General features: G+C 37.0%; 17 protein-coding genes, 1 pseudogene and 1 other annotated feature. All 18 genes and pseudogenes read right to left on the minus strand.

Annotated elements, in window-relative coordinates:
* Nucleotides 1-64: 64 nt before the first annotated feature.
* Nucleotides 65-361, minus strand: coding sequence for a hypothetical protein (locus tag MLOOGBEN_RS24525; RefSeq protein ID WP_179160908.1), 297 nt, complete (start codon nt 359-361; stop codon nt 65-67).
* 145 nt (nt 362-506) lie between these two features.
* Complete coding sequence (gene ileS, locus MLOOGBEN_RS24530; protein ID WP_179160909.1) at nt 507-3,278, minus strand: isoleucine--tRNA ligase; 2,772 nt, start codon at nt 3,276-3,278, stop codon at nt 507-509.
* Between the two features lie 74 nt (nt 3,279-3,352).
* Nucleotides 3,353-3,591: a binding site (T-box leader), on the minus strand.
* Between the two features lie 50 nt (nt 3,592-3,641).
* The gene (locus MLOOGBEN_RS24535; RefSeq protein WP_179160910.1) at nt 3,642-4,157 is read right to left on the minus strand and encodes a DivIVA domain-containing protein; all 516 of its coding nucleotides are present in this window, start codon (nt 4,155-4,157) and stop codon (nt 3,642-3,644) included.
* Nucleotides 4,158-4,249: 92 nt separating this feature from the next.
* The gene (locus MLOOGBEN_RS24540; protein ID WP_179160911.1) at nt 4,250-5,023 is read right to left on the minus strand and encodes a YlmH family RNA-binding protein; all 774 of its coding nucleotides are present in this window, start codon (nt 5,021-5,023) and stop codon (nt 4,250-4,252) included.
* A 32-nt stretch (nt 5,024-5,055) separates the two neighbouring features.
* Nucleotides 5,056-5,319 carry a YggT family protein gene (locus tag MLOOGBEN_RS24545; RefSeq protein WP_179160912.1) on the minus strand — a complete coding sequence of 88 codons (264 nt, stop codon included), beginning with the start codon at nt 5,317-5,319 and terminating at the stop codon, nt 5,056-5,058.
* Between the two features lie 5 nt (nt 5,320-5,324).
* Nucleotides 5,325-5,759, minus strand: coding sequence for a cell division protein SepF (locus MLOOGBEN_RS24550; RefSeq protein ID WP_179160913.1), 435 nt, complete (start codon nt 5,757-5,759; stop codon nt 5,325-5,327).
* On the minus strand, nt 5,756-6,448 hold the full coding sequence (locus MLOOGBEN_RS24555) for a YggS family pyridoxal phosphate-dependent enzyme (RefSeq protein ID WP_179160914.1): 693 nt from the start codon (nt 6,446-6,448) through the stop codon (nt 5,756-5,758). Before MLOOGBEN_RS24555 ends, MLOOGBEN_RS24550 begins: the two co-directional genes overlap by 4 nt.
* Entirely contained in the window at nt 6,445-7,269 is an 825-nt protein-coding gene (gene pgeF, locus MLOOGBEN_RS24560; protein WP_179160915.1) for a peptidoglycan editing factor PgeF, read from the minus strand. Before pgeF ends, MLOOGBEN_RS24555 begins: the two co-directional genes overlap by 4 nt.
* A 72-nt stretch (nt 7,270-7,341) precedes the next feature.
* Nucleotides 7,342-7,611 (minus strand): YlmC/YmxH family sporulation protein, encoded by a 270-nt coding sequence (locus MLOOGBEN_RS24565; protein WP_179160916.1) that lies wholly within the window; start codon nt 7,609-7,611, stop codon nt 7,342-7,344.
* A 193-nt stretch (nt 7,612-7,804) separates the two neighbouring features.
* Nucleotides 7,805-8,584 (minus strand): RNA polymerase sporulation sigma factor SigG, encoded by a 780-nt coding sequence (gene sigG / locus MLOOGBEN_RS24570; RefSeq protein ID WP_179160917.1) that lies wholly within the window; start codon nt 8,582-8,584, stop codon nt 7,805-7,807.
* Nucleotides 8,585-8,753: 169 nt separating this feature from the next.
* Nucleotides 8,754-9,473: an RNA polymerase sporulation sigma factor SigE gene (sigE, locus tag MLOOGBEN_RS24575; RefSeq protein ID WP_063251599.1), complete on the minus strand. Its 720-nt coding sequence runs from the start codon at nt 9,471-9,473 to the stop codon at nt 8,754-8,756.
* A gap of 44 nt (nt 9,474-9,517) precedes the next feature.
* On the minus strand, nt 9,518-10,456 hold the full coding sequence (spoIIGA, locus tag MLOOGBEN_RS24580) for a sigma-E processing peptidase SpoIIGA (RefSeq protein WP_179160918.1): 939 nt from the start codon (nt 10,454-10,456) through the stop codon (nt 9,518-9,520).
* A gap of 234 nt (nt 10,457-10,690) precedes the next feature.
* Nucleotides 10,691-11,824, minus strand: a complete 1,134-nt coding sequence (ftsZ, locus tag MLOOGBEN_RS24585) for a cell division protein FtsZ (protein ID WP_179160919.1) — start codon at nt 11,822-11,824, stop codon at nt 10,691-10,693.
* 42 nt (nt 11,825-11,866) lie between these two features.
* Nucleotides 11,867-13,153, minus strand: a complete 1,287-nt coding sequence (gene ftsA / locus MLOOGBEN_RS24590; RefSeq protein ID WP_179160920.1) for a cell division protein FtsA — start codon at nt 13,151-13,153, stop codon at nt 11,867-11,869.
* Nucleotides 13,154-13,258: 105 nt separating this feature from the next.
* A pseudogene (locus MLOOGBEN_RS24595) lies at nt 13,259-13,644 on the minus strand (small basic family protein).
* Entirely contained in the window at nt 13,644-14,381 is a 738-nt protein-coding gene (locus tag MLOOGBEN_RS24600; RefSeq protein WP_179160922.1) for a DUF881 domain-containing protein, read from the minus strand. Before MLOOGBEN_RS24600 ends, MLOOGBEN_RS24595 begins: the two are co-directional and overlap by 1 nt.
* A gap of 49 nt (nt 14,382-14,430) precedes the next feature.
* Complete coding sequence (locus MLOOGBEN_RS24605; protein WP_256989261.1) at nt 14,431-15,138, minus strand: DUF881 domain-containing protein; 708 nt, start codon at nt 15,136-15,138, stop codon at nt 14,431-14,433.
* The gene (locus tag MLOOGBEN_RS24610; RefSeq protein WP_179160924.1) at nt 15,119-15,919 is read right to left on the minus strand and encodes a cell division protein FtsQ/DivIB; all 801 of its coding nucleotides are present in this window, start codon (nt 15,917-15,919) and stop codon (nt 15,119-15,121) included. The genes MLOOGBEN_RS24605 and MLOOGBEN_RS24610 overlap by 20 nt, the downstream gene beginning before the upstream one ends.
* Nucleotides 15,920-16,034: the final 115 nt, after the last annotated feature.

Here is a 16,034-nt window from a genome sequence, read left to right on the forward strand (position 1 = left end):
CATCTACGAAGACTTTACTTCCTTAGCATTTTAGCACAATCTTTAACGAAACAACAATGGAAGGTTAGAAAAAGCCGGAAATAAATGGTTTCTTATAAAAATGCTCCAAGTTGTCAGAATCCTTTGATGACTTTATTGTCGGCATAATCTTTAAAAGATGTTCTGGCAGAGGTTCACCCGACGTTTCACACTGACCGAAATTACCTTCTTCCAGCTTTTGGATGGCAGTTGAAATATCCGCTAGTTCATCCTCTAATATAGGAATCATCCACTCATTTTTCTGCTTATTATTCAATGATTTTAAAATTTCTATTTGCGTTTTACGGAGTTCCCAAAACAGCTGTTCCTGCATTGCATTCATAGTTGTAACCTCCGTTAAGTCATTTCTTATATTATCTCCCCTTAATTTGACCTAACCCGGGAAAACATTTGACATCAGGAACAACAATTAACGGAATAGGATAAAAAATGAAAAAACCCCATGAAATGATCATGGGGCATTCATTTTAAGCTAAGTGTGTATAGTTTTCTTTAACTACATCTGCACAACGCTCGCAAAGTTGTGGGTGCTCTGAATCTTTTCCAACCTCAGGTGTCACAACCCAACAGCGTTCACAGGTTTCACCTTCTGCTTTCGTTACAACGATGGCAGCAGTATCTAATTTAATAGCATTTTCAGGTGCTTGTTCATAGCTTCCTGCAACTTCAAATCCAGAGATGATAAATAATTGGTGCACATTCTCGTTAATAGAGTCCAATAGGTTTTTCGTATCTTCAGTCACATATAAGGAAACCTTTGCCGTTAATGATTTACCAATAACCTTTTGATTTCTAGCTTCTTCAAGGGCTTTTAAAACATCATCACGGAGCTTCATAAATGAAGTCCATTTTTCTTCTAATGCAGCTGCATTTTTTAGTTCCTGATATTCTGGCATATCCGTTAACTGCACGCTTTCTTCTGTAACTGCAGGAATGAATTTCCATACTTCGTCAGCAGTATGAGAAAGAATTGGTGAAACTAATTTTGTTAATGCAAATAAGGAGTCGTAAAGAACACTTTGGATCGCACGGCGTTCAGGATTGTTAACTGCCTCAATATATAAAACATCCTTAGCAAAATCAAGGTAAAATGCACTTAAGTCTAGGGTGCAGAAATTGTTAATTGCATGATAAATTCCGGCAAACTCATAATTTTCATAAGCATTTCGAACATTTTTAATCAACTTATTTAATTTTACGAGCATAAATTGATCAACTTCACGAAGATTTTCGTATGAAACCCTATCTGTTGCAGGATTAAAGTCGGATAAGTTACCAAGCAAGAAACGGAAAGTATTACGAATTTTTCTATATACCTCTGCAACCTGCTTCAAAATAGCATCAGACACACGAACATCGGCCTGGTAATCAACTGATGCAACCCAAAGGCGGAGAATATCTGCTCCTAGTTGCTTCATTACCTTTTCAGGTACCATGACATTCCCTAATGATTTACTCATCTTTCTGCCTTCTCCATCTAAAGCAAATCCATGACTTAAAACACCTTTGTATGGAGCTTTGCCTGTTACTGCCACTGCAGTCGATAAGGAAGAGTTAAACCAGCCTCGATATTGATCCGAACCTTCTAAATATAAATCAGCCGGGCGAACCAAGTCGTCTCTTTCTAAGAGAACCGCTTGATGAGATGAGCCGGAATCAAACCAAACATCCATGATATCTGTTTCTTTTGTAAACAATCCATTAGGACTTCCTGAATGAGTAAAGCCTTCTGGCAATAGTTCCTTCGCTTCACGCTCAAACCAGATATTTGAACCATATTTCCGGAACAAACCAGAAACATGATCAATGGTTTCATCTGTAATGATTTCCTCACCATTTTCAGCATAAAACACTGGGATTGGAACTCCCCAAACACGTTGGCGTGAGATACACCAATCGCCACGGTCACGGACCATATTAAATAGTCGTGTTTCTCCCCATGCAGGTACCCATTTTGTTTCTTTAACTGCTTCAAGAAGATCATTTCGGAAATCTTTGATGGAAGCGAACCATTGTGCAGTTGCTCTGAAAATAACAGGTTTTTTAGTTCTCCAATCATGTGGATAGGAGTGAGTAATAAGTGAAAGCTTTAAAAGCGCACCTGCTTCTTCTAATGCTTGAGAGATTGGCTTATTTGCACTATCGTAAAATAATCCTTCAAACCCTGGTGCTTCACTTGTCATTACACCTTTATCATCTACAGGGCAAAGTACTTCAAGTCCATACTTTTGACCGACATGGAAGTCATCCTCCCCGTGTCCTGGTGCTGTATGAACACAGCCTGTTCCAGCATCAGTTGTAACATGATCTCCTAGCATTACTAATGAGTCACGGTCGTATAGTGGGTGCGCTGCAAGGATATTCTCTAACTCATTACCTTTTACCTTTTGAATAACCTCAGCATTTTCCCAGCCTATTTCATTCGTTACTGCTTCTAGAAGTGCTTCAGCTATTAAGAATTTGTTTCCATTCGCTGCAACTACTACATAAGTTAAATCTGGATGTACGGAGATTCCTAAGTTTGCAGGAATAGTCCAAGGTGTAGTCGTCCAAATGACAATTTGAACATCCGTATCAAGGACACCTTTTCCGTCTTTTACTTTAAAGCCTACATAAATAGAAGGTGACTTTTTATCCTGATATTCGATTTCTGCCTCGGCAAGAGCTGATTCACTTGACGGGGACCAATATACAGGCTTAAGGCCTTTATAAATATAGCCCTTCTTTGCCATTTCTCCAAAGACCTTAATTTGCTGTGCCTCATATTCAGGCTTAAGCGTAATATATGGGTTTTCCCAATCACCACGAACCCCGACGCGTTTAAATTGTTCACGCTGATTGCTTACTTGTTCAAGCGCATATTTTGTACAAAGCTGGCGGAATTCAGCTACCGTCATCTCTTTACGCTTTACTCCCTTATTTGTTAACGCCTGTTCAATTGGCAATCCATGAGTATCCCAGCCTGGAACATATGGTGCATTGAAGCCGCTCATCGATTTATAGCGAACAATAAAATCTTTTAAAACTTTGTTAAGAGCATGACCCATATGAATATCACCATTTGCATATGGAGGTCCATCGTGGAGCACAAACATCGGACGTCCAGCAGTCCGTTCTTGAACTTTTTTATAAATATTCATTTCTTCCCACTTTGCCTGGATTTCAGGTTCTCTTTGTGGAAGATTTCCACGCATTGGAAATTCAGTTTTTGGCATTAGTAACGTATCTTTATATTCCATTTTCTTATTCCTCCTGTAACACTCGTCATAAACAGAATAGCCAATAGACAAATAAAAAAACCCTCTCATCCCATAAAAGGGACGAGAAGGTTTTATTCCCGCGGTACCACCCTGATAGATAGCACGAAAAAGTACTATCCTCTTTAAGATTCGTAACGTGAATAACCCGCCATAGCTTACCATCCTTAAAAAGAGTTTCAGCCTGGGACTCAAGGGTGATCTTCCAATTCCTCACTTTTTCCAGGCTTCCACCATCCCCGGCTCGCTATCAAAAGTTTATGAAAAAATGTACTGTCCCTCTCATTGTCATTTCCATTCTTTATTAACTTATTAGAAAATTATATGCGAAATAATACCAATTCGTCAAGCTAAGGAATCTTCCTCTTGATGGATTTTAAGTTCTGTTGCATCCACCTCATACTCTAATAAATGATCCCAGTCATCTGTATTTATCATATCCAGCTGAGCTTCTATCAACATTTTAAAACGAGTACGGAATACTTTTGACTGCTTTTTCAAGTCCTCGATTTCAAGAGCAATTTTTCTCGCCTTTGAAAGTGACTCATTAACAATACGGTCAGCATTCTTTTCTGCTTCCTTAATGATGAGCTTGGCTTCCTTTTGTGCATTTCGTTTTACATCTTCACCAGCCTCTTGTGCAATAACAATAGACTTGTTTAATGTTTCTTCAATATTTACAAAATGACCTAAACGGTCCTTCATCTCATTTAAACGTTCTTCCATTTCTTTCTTTTCACGAAGGACTAATTCATAATCCTTTATAACTTGGTCTAAAAATTCATTTACCTCGTCCTCATCGTAACCACGAAAACCTTTATTAAATTCTTTATTGTGAATATCTAACGGCGTTAACGGCATGATGCCACCTCCAAGAATCTTTCTTCTGTATGTATTTAGTGTATAAGCATAAATTCGACAAAGTTTTCGATAATCCTGCTAAAAGCAAAAAATTATTTTTGCTTTCCGACAACAATTCGCCATTTATCTTTTTTTGTTCTTCCTTCAATTGACAAAATCTTTACTCTCCCATAGCCTCTAACAGACAACAAGTCACCCTCTCGACATTCAAAGGAATGATTTTCAATAGACGTCCAGTTCACCTTCACCAAGCCTTGTTCAATGAAAGCTTGAGATTTTTGCCTCGATATATGATGAACACCAGAAATAATTGTATCGAGTCGTAAGGAGGAAATCGTGATGTCCTGTTCCATCCATAAATTATCAACGGTTATGGATTCTTCAAGTTTTAACTCTCTTAAACGTATTGATGCTCTGCCAATTGATTCTAAATTGCTTTTAATATAGTCACTGATTTCAGCAGCAGAGAAAAATTGAACTTGTCCGTCTTTCATGAGAATGTCGCCAAACTTTCCTCGTTTTAATCCTAATGACATAAGTGAGCCAAGAACTTGGGGATGTTCTATAGAAACAAATTTAATAGGATAGTCGATCTCAAAAAGATTAATTTGAAATTCACTTTCTGTCGGTACTAAATAATCAGGCAATATTAATGCCCTTTTTCTTTCACCGTCAGTATTCCCCCCAAAAAGTTGATATTTAATACTTCCATTCTCACCTATTATGGTTTTTAAAATATGCTGCTCTCTAGGATCAAGAAAATCAGTGAGTTTAGATGTATAGCTGGAATCAACAAAGTCCTTCCAGTGTAATACTTGATCAATAAATTCCCGTTCCTCAGGACGAAAATGCTGGTAAATATTCATATTTAACTCCTTAGCCCGTTTAGGCTGGAAAATTAAGAAATTAAGTTTTGCAAAACTATTAAGCCTTGAGGGGCGAAAGATAAGATAAGAAATGCGGCTAAAGGTGATAAGTCCATCATACCTATTGGTGGAATGATTCTTCTAAACGGTTCCAGAAATGGTTCACATAACTTACCAAGAATTGTCCCAATTTGTGAGTCTCTCATATTTGGAAACCATGATAAAAGGATATAAATGATAAGCATCCATTTATATATTCCAATGATTTGGATCAAAATGTTAAAAATCATATCCATTCCTACTACCACCTCGTATCATGATATTCTTGTTCCTTCACTAGTTCAGATATATTGCCAGAAATCTCAACATTATCAGGCGTACATAAAAATATACTAGAGCCGATTTTTTGAATGTCCCCGCTTAATGCATAGACTGCTCCACTTAAAAAATCGACAATTTGTCTTCCTTCTTCATGACCGATGCGCTGAAGATTTACGACAACAGCACGGCGGTTTTTCAAATGATCCGTTATGTCCTGAGCTTCGGCATACACTCTAGGTTCAACTAAAATTACTTTTGCACCCTTTTGTACACTCTGCAGACTTACAACGTTTTGAGGCTTCGAAGGCTGTTTTTGGGGCTTTATTGGTTCAACCTTCTCATATTCATCCTGATTATTATCATCAAAATCATCATCTAAAAAGAAAAATGTTTTTAACTTAGATTTTATCGTCATCTTTTATCCTCCTCACCAGCCTCACCGACAAGTGCCGTTCCTATTCTAATCATCGTTGCGCCCTCTTCAATGGCAATTCCAAAGTCATTAGACATCCCCATAGAAAGCTCAGTACATGGTGCGAATTCAAGATGCAAATTTTTCACTTGATCACGAAGCTCTTTTAACCTTTGAAAACAGGTACGAAGCTGCGCTTCATCATCTGTAAATGGGGCCATAGTCATTAAACCTTCAATACAAATATTCTCGTATGGCTGAAGACTTTTAATAAAGTCAATGACCTCCTCGGGAGCAAGACCATGCTTTGAATGTTCTTGAGAAACATTCACTTGAACCAGGCATTTCACTTTTTTTACCGCTCGTTTATTAATTTCCTCTGCTAATGAAATTCGGTCCAAAGAGTGTATATATTCTACTTTATCAATAATATACTTAACTTTGCGGGTCTGTAGTGTCCCGATAAAATGCCATAGGGGCTTGTCCCCTAATACTTCCCACTTTGTTAACAGCCCATCATCCCGATTTTCACCTAGATTTATTATACCAGCTTCCATAGCTTCCTTGGCTCTTTCTATGCTGACATATTTGGTTACGGCAATCAGTTTCACTTCATCAGGAGCCCGATTTACCCTTTGGCATGCATCACTTATTTGCTGTCTAATATGTATGAGATTTTCTGCAACCTTCATTCTGTGGTCTCCTTCCAGCCTATATAACTTAGCATCCTTCCTGTTTTACCTTGGTCACGGCGATGAGAGAAAAATTCAAATTGGTCACAACTAGAGCATAGTTTAGTAATTTGAATATGATCTGCTGGGACTCCGGCTTTAAGAAGAATTATTTTATTCAATTTTCGTAAATCTAAAGTATACTGTCCATCATTAATTAAATTATAGGGTTTTTCTTCAACATCTACTAGAGTATTTTCTACAAAGTTAATAACATAATCATTAACAATATAACATTTTTCACAAATAGATGGACCTATTGTGACAAAAATTTGATTAGGAAGTATTCCTTCCTCTCCCCATTGCTCTACCATTTTCCGTGCAATTTCATTAACAGTTCCTTTCCAGCCAGCATGTGCAGAACCAATCATCCTGTGTTCAGGAGAAATAAAAAAAAGAGGGACACAATCGGCATAGCAAAGAGTTAATAAAATTCCCTCTTCATTCGTATAAAAACCATCCGTCCCCTTAAAGGCAGTTTCATAGGTATCTGCCCCAAATCCACGGTCAGTACTTGTAATTTTTCTAATAAGGGTTTCATGGGTCTGTTCTGCCCCAACCCAATGCTCCACAGGAAATTGAATAAACTCAGCCACCTTGTTCCGATTATGACAGACAGCTTCTCTCTGGTCTCCAACATGAAAGCCCATATTAAGATATTCAAACACTCCAGTACTGCTGCCGCCTTTTTTGGTTGTTATTCCAGCAACAAGCCTCGGATACTGCTCCATCCAATTTTTAATTGAAAGAAATGATTGATGATCATATGCAAAGGGTTCCATACTCAACCTCATTTGTTTTTTTCTAGTTTACCATGAATCGATTAATTGGTCACCGTAAGATGATATTGATATCTATACTTCCATTTCTTCTGTATTCCGTTCTTCAATAGCCTTGAATCTAACCAAAATTACATCTTGACCTATTTTAATAATATTTTTCCATGGAATAACAATATCTTCCTCCCTTCCAAAAAAGCCTAGGACTTTACCATTACCGGTAACGATAACCGCTTCTATTTTACCTGTGGAAAGATTAATTTCAATATCACCAATATTTCCAAGTTTTTTCCCATCAGACACATTCACTACATCTTTAATTTGAAATTCAGAAATTTTGACCATATCTCTCACTCCCGCCATTTTTATCCTAATGAAAATATATGATTAGATTGGTCAATTTATCTGCAAATCAAAGAAAAAATAAAGCTGTCCAAAAGGAGGAAACTGCAAGCACAAAATAAAAAGGGTGAACCGCCACATAATGCAGCGTTTCACCCTTTGAACGTTCCCGAATATAGTTTCCTCTTGGACAGCTTTAACTTTGAATATTTTTATTCATTTGCTTGATGGCAGCTTTTTCCAAACGTGAAACCTGCGCTTGTGAGATCCCAATTTCATCAGCTACTTCCATTTGCGTTTTTCCCTGGAAGAATCGCTTTCTTAAAATTAACTTTTCACGCTCATTTAGGCGCCGCATGCCTTCTTTTAAGGCAATTTCTTCAATCCAGTGAATATCTTTATTTCGTTCATCGCTTAATTGGTCCAACACAAAAATTGGGTCGCCGCCATCGTTATAAATTGGTTCGAACAAGGATACAGGGTCCTGAATAGCGTCTAGCGCAAAGACTATTTCTTCGTGAGGGACTTCTAATACTTTAGCAATCTCCTCAGCAGTTGGTTCCCGTGAAGTTTCACTCATTAAACGTTCCCTTACTTGTAGCGCCTTATAAGCGATATCTCTTAAGGACCTTGAAACGCGAATAGGATTGTTATCGCGCAGGTACCTGCGTATTTCGCCAATAATCATTGGTACGGCATAAGTGGAAAACTTTACGTTTTGACCTAAATCAAAGTTATCAATCGATTTCATAAGCCCAATACAGCCAACCTGAAACAGGTCATCAACAAACTCGCCTCGGTTGTTAAACCGCTGAATGACACTTAGAACGAGTCGTAAATTTCCGTTGACGAGTTTTTCTCGTGCTGTAATATCGCCCTCTTGCATTTGCCTGAAGAGTAATCTCATTTCTTCATTTTTTAATACAGGAAGTTTTGATGTATCTACGCCACAAATTTCAACTTTATTTCGAGTCAATCCCTTTTCCCTCCTCATAGGAGTTGCTGTACAAAAAACAGTATTTCCTTGAGGAGGAAAAATATGCACTTGTACATTCTTAGGAATTGCCAAGGTATTGTCGAAAAATACGATTATTACTTTGGTTTCAATGGTCTTTCGGCTAGAAAAAAATTCTTTTTTTGTAATCTCAAACCATTTTATTAAATTCTTTTCTTAATCTTTTAATTATTCTTTTTTCCAGACGGGATATATACGATTGAGAAATACCTAGCATATCGGCTACATCCTTTTGCGTTTTTTCTTCTCCATTGGTAAGTCCGAAGCGAAGCTCCATGATTTGCTTTTCCCTATCACTTAGTTGATGCAGAGCTTTGGTTAATAATTTTCTATCTACATTCGCTTCTAAATCCTTCGTAATGATATCATCATCTGTTCCCAAAACATCTGATAATAATAACTCATTACCGTCCCAATCAATATTTAACGGTTCATCAAATGAAACTTCTGATCTAATTTTATTATTTCTTCGCAAGTACATGAGAATTTCATTTTCAATACATCTGGAAGCATATGTAGCCAACTTAATTTTTTTCTCAGGATTAAACGTGTTGACTGCTTTAATTAAGCCAATGGTACCAATACTAATTAAGTCCTCAATATTAATTCCCGTATTTTCAAATTTTCTAGCGATATACACAACAAGCCTAAGGTTACGTTCTATTAATATCGATCTAGCGGCCTTATCACCGCCTGGAAGCTTATTTAAAAGCAGCTCTTCTTCGTCCTTACTTAAAGGAGGCGGTAAGGCTTCGCTGCCGCCAATATAATAAACTTCATCACTTTTAATTCCTAATTTGATTAGTATCTTATACCAGTAGTAGGATAAGCGAAGTCTCCATTTTTTCACACAAGTTCCTCCTTCTAAAATCTGTTTTTACGAGTATAGTATTATTAACTTACTTTCGCCGAATCATCATGCTGTTTTGGCCCTGTGAGCATTTTAGGATGGACAATGCATTGAAAGGCATCATCGGCAGATAATTGCTGAATTGTAAACGATACAAGACCTTTTTCACATAAATAATTTTCACCCTTAGATTCAATCAATATTGAGTCAGGCTTAACAGCAGCGATGAGTTGATGCTCTTGTCCTACCACCCGACAAGGTACAATCCTCAGCCTATTTTGCCATTCATCCGGAAATTCCACATTTCCGAGAATCAGAGATTCAGGATCGACTGCCATTTTTTTTACCGGTTCGGCGACATTTTCTATGATATTCTTAATAGAAACAAACATAACAGGAAGTTTGGTTAATGGATCATAAAGCTGATTTCCACTGTCGACGAGACCTTTAAAAGTATAAGATTCAGCATTAATTCTTAGAGTGACATTCACAATCTGATCAAATTGAATTTTGGTCATTTCCATACCCTCAATATTCCTTTTTGAAAAATGCCAGGCAATTGGAAAACCTAACAAAACAAAAAGCCAGCTAATTGGATCACCAAACCCCGTAACATTAGCAATCACAACTTTTGTTGACATCTCTGCATCAAATTGAACAAAATAATGTGCTCCGATTAATGCTCCTCCTATAAGAAAGGTAGTTACATAAAGAGTCATTAACGCCTTTATGAAAAAAGATAATCGTTTATAACCGAATACAACTAAAACCATTACAACCGAAAATAGAAGCTTTGATATGGGATGGCTGGAATAGGTGTGTAATGGTGTAAACGAAAATAATATGATTAATGAACCAATAAAACCACCTGCTAATAACCTCCATATCCGAATTTGTCTTTTTAAAAAAATGGCTGTTAGGTACAGGAGAAGGCTATCAAATAACAGATTAAGAGCCCAAATAACATCTAAATATACAGACAACCAGTTTCCCCCTTTTAATGTCAAAAGCATTTAGTAGCTTTATGGATTATACAGGGTGTATTAACATCATTTCTATTATTCTGTTTAGGGAAAAGTATAACCTACTTTATGGGCTAAAGTGTGTCACTTTCTGTAATCAAAAAAACAGAAATTTCCACTATAAACAACGTATTTTGTCTAATTTCATTAGAACCAAAAAAGGCATGATCCTTTTGGACCATGCCTTTTGTCAAATTATCTTCTACGATTTCTGTTACGTAAGAATGTTGGTATATCTAATGTTTCTTCTTGGGGAGCATTGTTATGACGAACAGGTTCTTGTGGAGCCTCTTCACGTTTTTGCTCTCTCTTAACTGTACCCAGCTGCGGTTTTGCTTGACCAAATGCTGGACGAGCTGTCTTTGGCTGGATAACCTCTTCATTAAATCCTGTTGCAATAACTGTAACAATGATTTCATCCTTATGATTTTCATTAATGACTGATCCAAAAATCATATTTACTTCCTGATCAGATGCTGTCGCTACAATATCAGCTGCTTCTTGAACTTCATACAAGCTTAAGTTGCTGCCGCCGGTAATATTCATCAGAACTCCTTGTGCACCATCAATCGACGTTTCTAACAAAGGAGAACTAATTGCTTTCTTCGCCGCTTCCGTTGCACGATTTTCACCGGTTGCCATACCAATTCCCATTAATGCAGATCCTTTGTTTGACATAATGGTTTTCACATCTGCAAAGTCCAAGTTAATAAGACCCGGAACTGCGATTAAATCTGAAATACCCTGAACCCCTTGACGGAGTACATTGTCCGCTTCACGGAACGCTTCAAGCATTGGAGTACTTTTATCTACAATTTCAAGAAGGCGGTCATTCGGGATTACAATCAAAGTATCCACTGCCTCTTTCATCGCGCCAATTCCACCTGCAGCCTGGTTAGACCGCTTTTTCCCTTCAAACGTAAACGGACGAGTTACAACACCGACAGTTAAAGCACCTAAATCACGGGCAATTTGAGCTATCACAGGTGCCGCACCTGTACCTGTTCCGCCACCCATACCAGCAGTAACAAACACCATATCAGCACCACGCAGAGCATCTTCTAATTGCTCTTTACTTTCTTCTGCAGCTTTCTTTCCAACTTCAGGATTGGCACCAGCACCAAGTCCTCTGGTTAATTTTGAGCCAATTTGCATTTTTACTTCTGCTTTTGAAAGGTTTAAAGCTTGTGCATCTGTATTAACTGCGATAAATTCTACTCCTTGAACACCATGTTCAATCATTCGGTTTACTGCATTGTTTCCTCCGCCGCCAACCCCAATAACTTTTATAGTAGCAAGAGAATCTAAATTTGTATCAAACTCTAACATGACAAATCCTCCTAATTCGTCGATATTCCTTTTCGTGTATGCTTATTCGAAAAAGAGACCAAGGAATTTTTTTACTTTTGATGACATCTTATCTTCCGGATGTTTTTCTGGCTTTGCTTTTGTTTGTTGTTGTTGTTTTTGAACTTTCTTCTCGATTGGTTCAGAAACAGGTGCCGAAGCGACGAAGGTCCCACCTGGTAATCTAGCATTCTTGTATGCATATTTGATTAAACCAACCGCAGTTGTGTATTGAGGTTCTCTTACTCCTATATAATTGGGAACGGCTTTGCGAACTGGGCTTTGGAATATAGATTGAGCAAGTTCTAATACACCTTGCATATTTGCAGTACCGCCTGTAAAAACGAATCCTCCAGGTAAATCATTTATTCCTAATCGTTTCAATTCATGAGCAATCAATTCAAAAATTTCTTCCATTCTAGCTTCTATGATTTCAGAAACATATAATTGATTAAATTGCTGATGTTGATCACTTCCAATAATAGGAACACTAAAGAATTCATCTTCTGAGGCGTCATCGTAAAAAGCATGTCCATATTTTACTTTGATTTTTTCAGCATCCTCGGTAGAAGTATGTAATACCTTTGAAAGGTCATTTGTAATTAAATCTCCTCCAACGGGAATAACACTAGTTGCAGCCAAGTATCCTTGTTCAAAATAAGCGATAGTTGTAGACCCACCGCCTAAATCAATTAATGCAACACCTAAATTCTTCTCATCCTTTGACAATGCATAATCACCAGCTGCTAGCGGCTGTAAAATAATGTCTGTGATTTCTAATCCAGCACGTTCTACACATCGCAGTGTATTTGTAATAATAGCATTTGATCCAGTGACAAGTGTTCCTTCTACTTCCAAACGAACACCAATCATGCCGCATGGATTATTAATTTCATCCTTACCATCAAGGATAAATTGTTTTCGTATTACTCCGATAATCTCTCTATCCTGAGGAATAGAAACAACTTGAGCTTCTTCTATAACACGTCTAACATCATCATTGGTAATTTCACGATTTTGACTAGAAACCCCTACAATCCCACGACATGGTTCAAGAGCAACCTGATTGCCAGAAATACCTACAATTACTTGTCGTATTTCCATCCCAATCATTCTTTCTGCTTCTTCAATAGCACGTTTAATAGAATGAACGGTATCATTAATGTCAATGATAGATCCTTTACGCAGCCCTTCTGACTTTACATTTCCTACACCAATTATATTGATAGAGTCATTGACAATTTCACCGATGATTACTTTTACACTGGATGTACCGATGTCAAGACTTACATATATTTCATTGCTGTTCATTCTTTGGCACCTCCTTAACATTACTTCAGTCGAACAACATTTATATTTCACAAGATATTTTATAAAAAAGTACGTACCTATATCTTATAAAATTATTCGTCACAACTAAATAATTCCCTTTAAAAAAATCAAATTTTTTCTATTTTTTCTTTGCTTGTTGACCATTTTGTCAATAATATTCGTCTTATTACAGCTATATTTTGAAATAAGCGTACACCAAATGCGAAAACAGCTGCTAAATACAAGTCTACACCAAGATGAACGCCTAGAAAAGCTAAACTTGCAGCAAGTAAAATATTAAAAAAGAACCCAGAAACAAAAACTTTTTCATCATAAATATTTTGCAGATGCGCTCTTATGCCGCCAAATAATGTATCAAGCGCTGCCAGAACTGCAATTGATAGATAATTAGAATATTCTTCCGGAATCCTTATATCTGTTAATAGACCAAGGAGTACTCCAATAATTAATCCTAATAAAGGCAGCCACATTATGTATTCCCTCCTTCATTCGCTTTCAATGACTCTATATATCGAATCCGGATAGGATTATCATATGCGGGGATGGTAACCTCAGGAGTTGGTTCAGAAATAATCAGCTTAAGGTTTTCAGTGAAAAATTCCTCAGTTGCTTTTGAGGCTTTTATCCGATTGTATAATTTTTCAGCTGTTTCAATACTTTCTACACCGACCCTAACTTCTATTGGTAAACTTGTTAATGCATGACCATCAATTTTTGTTTCATTATTGATATCTCTAATGACCGTAGTATTGATAATTCTTTGACCATCTACTGATATATACATGGCGTCATACATATTCAATTCATTCAATAATCTTTTTAACAGTTCAGGTGAAACTTCCTTTGAAACCGGTGCCCCAATTTGGATTTCCTCCAAAATAGGGTCAATTTTCAACTTTAAACCTGGAACTTGAACCTCCGTCAATCCGGCTTCAATTTTCAGTTCTTCAATCGTATCTATTAAAGCCTGTTCCTTACTTTGCTTTTGCTTGGAATCATAGGCAAGTAATTTTTCTTCAATGGATCTAATTTCACTTACCAACTCTGATTGCAATTCCTTTTCTTGGAGCAAAGCCTCCCGCAGCTGCCACAAATCACGAGTATCGCGTTCGACCGGTTCTTTTACAGTTTGAAACTGAATGGCAATCATAAAACCAATTACTGTGGATATTGCAATAAAACTAATATTTTTTTTATGCTTGTCCACTTTTTTCACCTTACCTTTTAAATTTATCTAATGTGGACATATTTAATTTCTATGAATTTCCTAAGATGGGATTCAGAATAATTTCGTTCTGTTTTTCCAGGGTAAAGACAATATTATCGTTAACGAGTTGATCCTTCACACCACCGGTAAGGTTTAATGCAGATGCCAATACCTCAGAGTCACCAATAGCTGTAATGACAAACGGTGCTGGATGTTGAATTCCATCAACCGTAATAACAGGTCCGTCACATAGTATATAAGACTGGCTTGTTAATCTCTGGCCATTAATGGCAATGGCAGCAGCCCCTGAGATGTAAAGTTCATTAATAACTTTAAAAACATGGTGTTCATGGACCAGATAGTTATTAATATTTTCTTCCTTTGGATCGTAGGCCCCGTCTGACAGCTGTACCATTACACCTTGTCCCTTAACCTTAACTTTACCTAAGAACATTCGGTATTTTTCCGCATCTTCGGCAAGGTTTGAATAGGCTTCCGCTTCTTTTGAAAGATCTTTTTCGTTTTCTAATACCTTATCTTGCTTCCGGTTTAATTCTTTTTGTAATCTCCGATTCAATTCCTCAATCTCTATTAGTTGATTTCTTAGGTCTAAGGTTTTTTCCCATTGTTTACTTGTTAAATTTGTGTTTTTTTGCTTTATTTCTTTTTGAGTAAAGTGATAAGAAAATGCAATCATAAACCCAAGAACAAGGCATACAAGGGATAATATTACATGCTTACCCTTCACCTTTATCATTCTCAATTTCTGATTCCTCCGATTCGTCCGCTTCCAATTCATAGGCCTTAAAATATGAACCTACCTCTAAATCGATAATCCCCTTTTTGTTCGGATCTAATTGGCTAATGATTGAAGGATAATGGATCATTTTTTCCGAAAAACTTCGTAATGTGGCACTTACTTCAAAACCATCATTCATGAATAAAGAAATATGATATTGATCCGTTTTTTTCGGGGTATAATGTACTTCAGAGATTGCGTTTAGAACCTCATCCGGAAGCTCTTCAAGGGCAGAGACCATTTCTTTAAGGATAGCTCCCTCTTTAAATTTAAAGAGAATGGGTGCATTGACAGGTAGTTCAGCAACTACCCTATCCTTAAGGATTTTTCCGTTTTCCATAACAGGGTAATAGGAGTTATCTGACTCGAGATATGCAATTTTTTTTCGTTCCTCAATCTCAATCATTACTGTATTAGGCCATACAATTTTTACCTTTGCCTCTTTAATAACATTCACCTTTTGGAGATTTATAGCAATTGAATCTTCCTTTACACTCCAAATATTTGTCTTTTTTGATAAATGACTGGTACTGATTATTTCATTTGTTGACAGTAGATCATTACCTTTAATGGTTATCTTTTTAACATGACTTAATGGCGACTGTACATAAGCGACGACGGCAATCATGGTAAAGAACAAAAATAGAAGAAAAATAAGCCTTCTGTTGGCTTTACGACGTCTTTGCTCTTTAAGCTTTGGAATTCTATCCTCAAGAGCGACAATCTTACCTTTATCCATACACTTCCCTCCATTAAGAATAACGCTTAGCATGTCCTAAAAGAAAACCTATGATATCTACCCGCTTTTCCTGCCTAAAAAGCGAAAACAACGGCACGAAAAATCATGCCGTCAT

This window comes from Bacillus sp. EB106-08-02-XG196 (assembly GCF_013396335.1).
In the GTDB taxonomy this organism is placed as follows: domain Bacteria; phylum Bacillota; class Bacilli; order Bacillales; family Cytobacillaceae; genus Neobacillus.

What these genes read in the sequence shown, in the direction of transcription:
- MLOOGBEN_RS24525 (WP_179160908.1), bottom strand. Translation starts at nt 361, where the DNA reads ATGAATGCAATGCAGGAACAGCTGTTTTGGGAACTCCGTAAAACGCAA.
- ileS (WP_179160909.1), bottom strand. Translation starts at nt 3,278, where the DNA reads ATGGAATATAAAGATACGTTACTAATGCCAAAAACTGAATTTCCAATG.
- MLOOGBEN_RS24535 (WP_179160910.1), bottom strand. Translation starts at nt 4,157, where the DNA reads ATGCCGTTAACGCCGTTAGATATTCACAATAAAGAATTTAATAAAGGT.
- MLOOGBEN_RS24540 (WP_179160911.1), bottom strand. Translation starts at nt 5,023, where the DNA reads ATGAATATTTACCAGCATTTTCGTCCTGAGGAACGGGAATTTATTGAT.
- MLOOGBEN_RS24545 (WP_179160912.1), bottom strand. Translation starts at nt 5,319, where the DNA reads ATGGATATGATTTTTAACATTTTGATCCAAATCATTGGAATATATAAA.
- MLOOGBEN_RS24550 (WP_179160913.1), bottom strand. Translation starts at nt 5,759, where the DNA reads ATGACGATAAAATCTAAGTTAAAAACATTTTTCTTTTTAGATGATGAT.
- MLOOGBEN_RS24555 (WP_179160914.1), bottom strand. Translation starts at nt 6,448, where the DNA reads ATGAAGGTTGCAGAAAATCTCATACATATTAGACAGCAAATAAGTGAT.
- pgeF (WP_179160915.1), bottom strand. Translation starts at nt 7,269, where the DNA reads ATGGAACCCTTTGCATATGATCATCAATCATTTCTTTCAATTAAAAAT.
- MLOOGBEN_RS24565 (WP_179160916.1), bottom strand. Translation starts at nt 7,611, where the DNA reads ATGGTCAAAATTTCTGAATTTCAAATTAAAGATGTAGTGAATGTGTCT.
- ftsZ (WP_179160919.1), bottom strand. Translation starts at nt 11,824, where the DNA reads ATGTTAGAGTTTGATACAAATTTAGATTCTCTTGCTACTATAAAAGTT.
- ftsA (WP_179160920.1), bottom strand. Translation starts at nt 13,153, where the DNA reads ATGAACAGCAATGAAATATATGTAAGTCTTGACATCGGTACATCCAGT.
- MLOOGBEN_RS24605 (WP_256989261.1), bottom strand. Translation starts at nt 15,138, where the DNA reads ATGATAAAGGTGAAGGGTAAGCATGTAATATTATCCCTTGTATGCCTT.
- MLOOGBEN_RS24610 (WP_179160924.1), bottom strand. Translation starts at nt 15,919, where the DNA reads ATGGATAAAGGTAAGATTGTCGCTCTTGAGGATAGAATTCCAAAGCTT.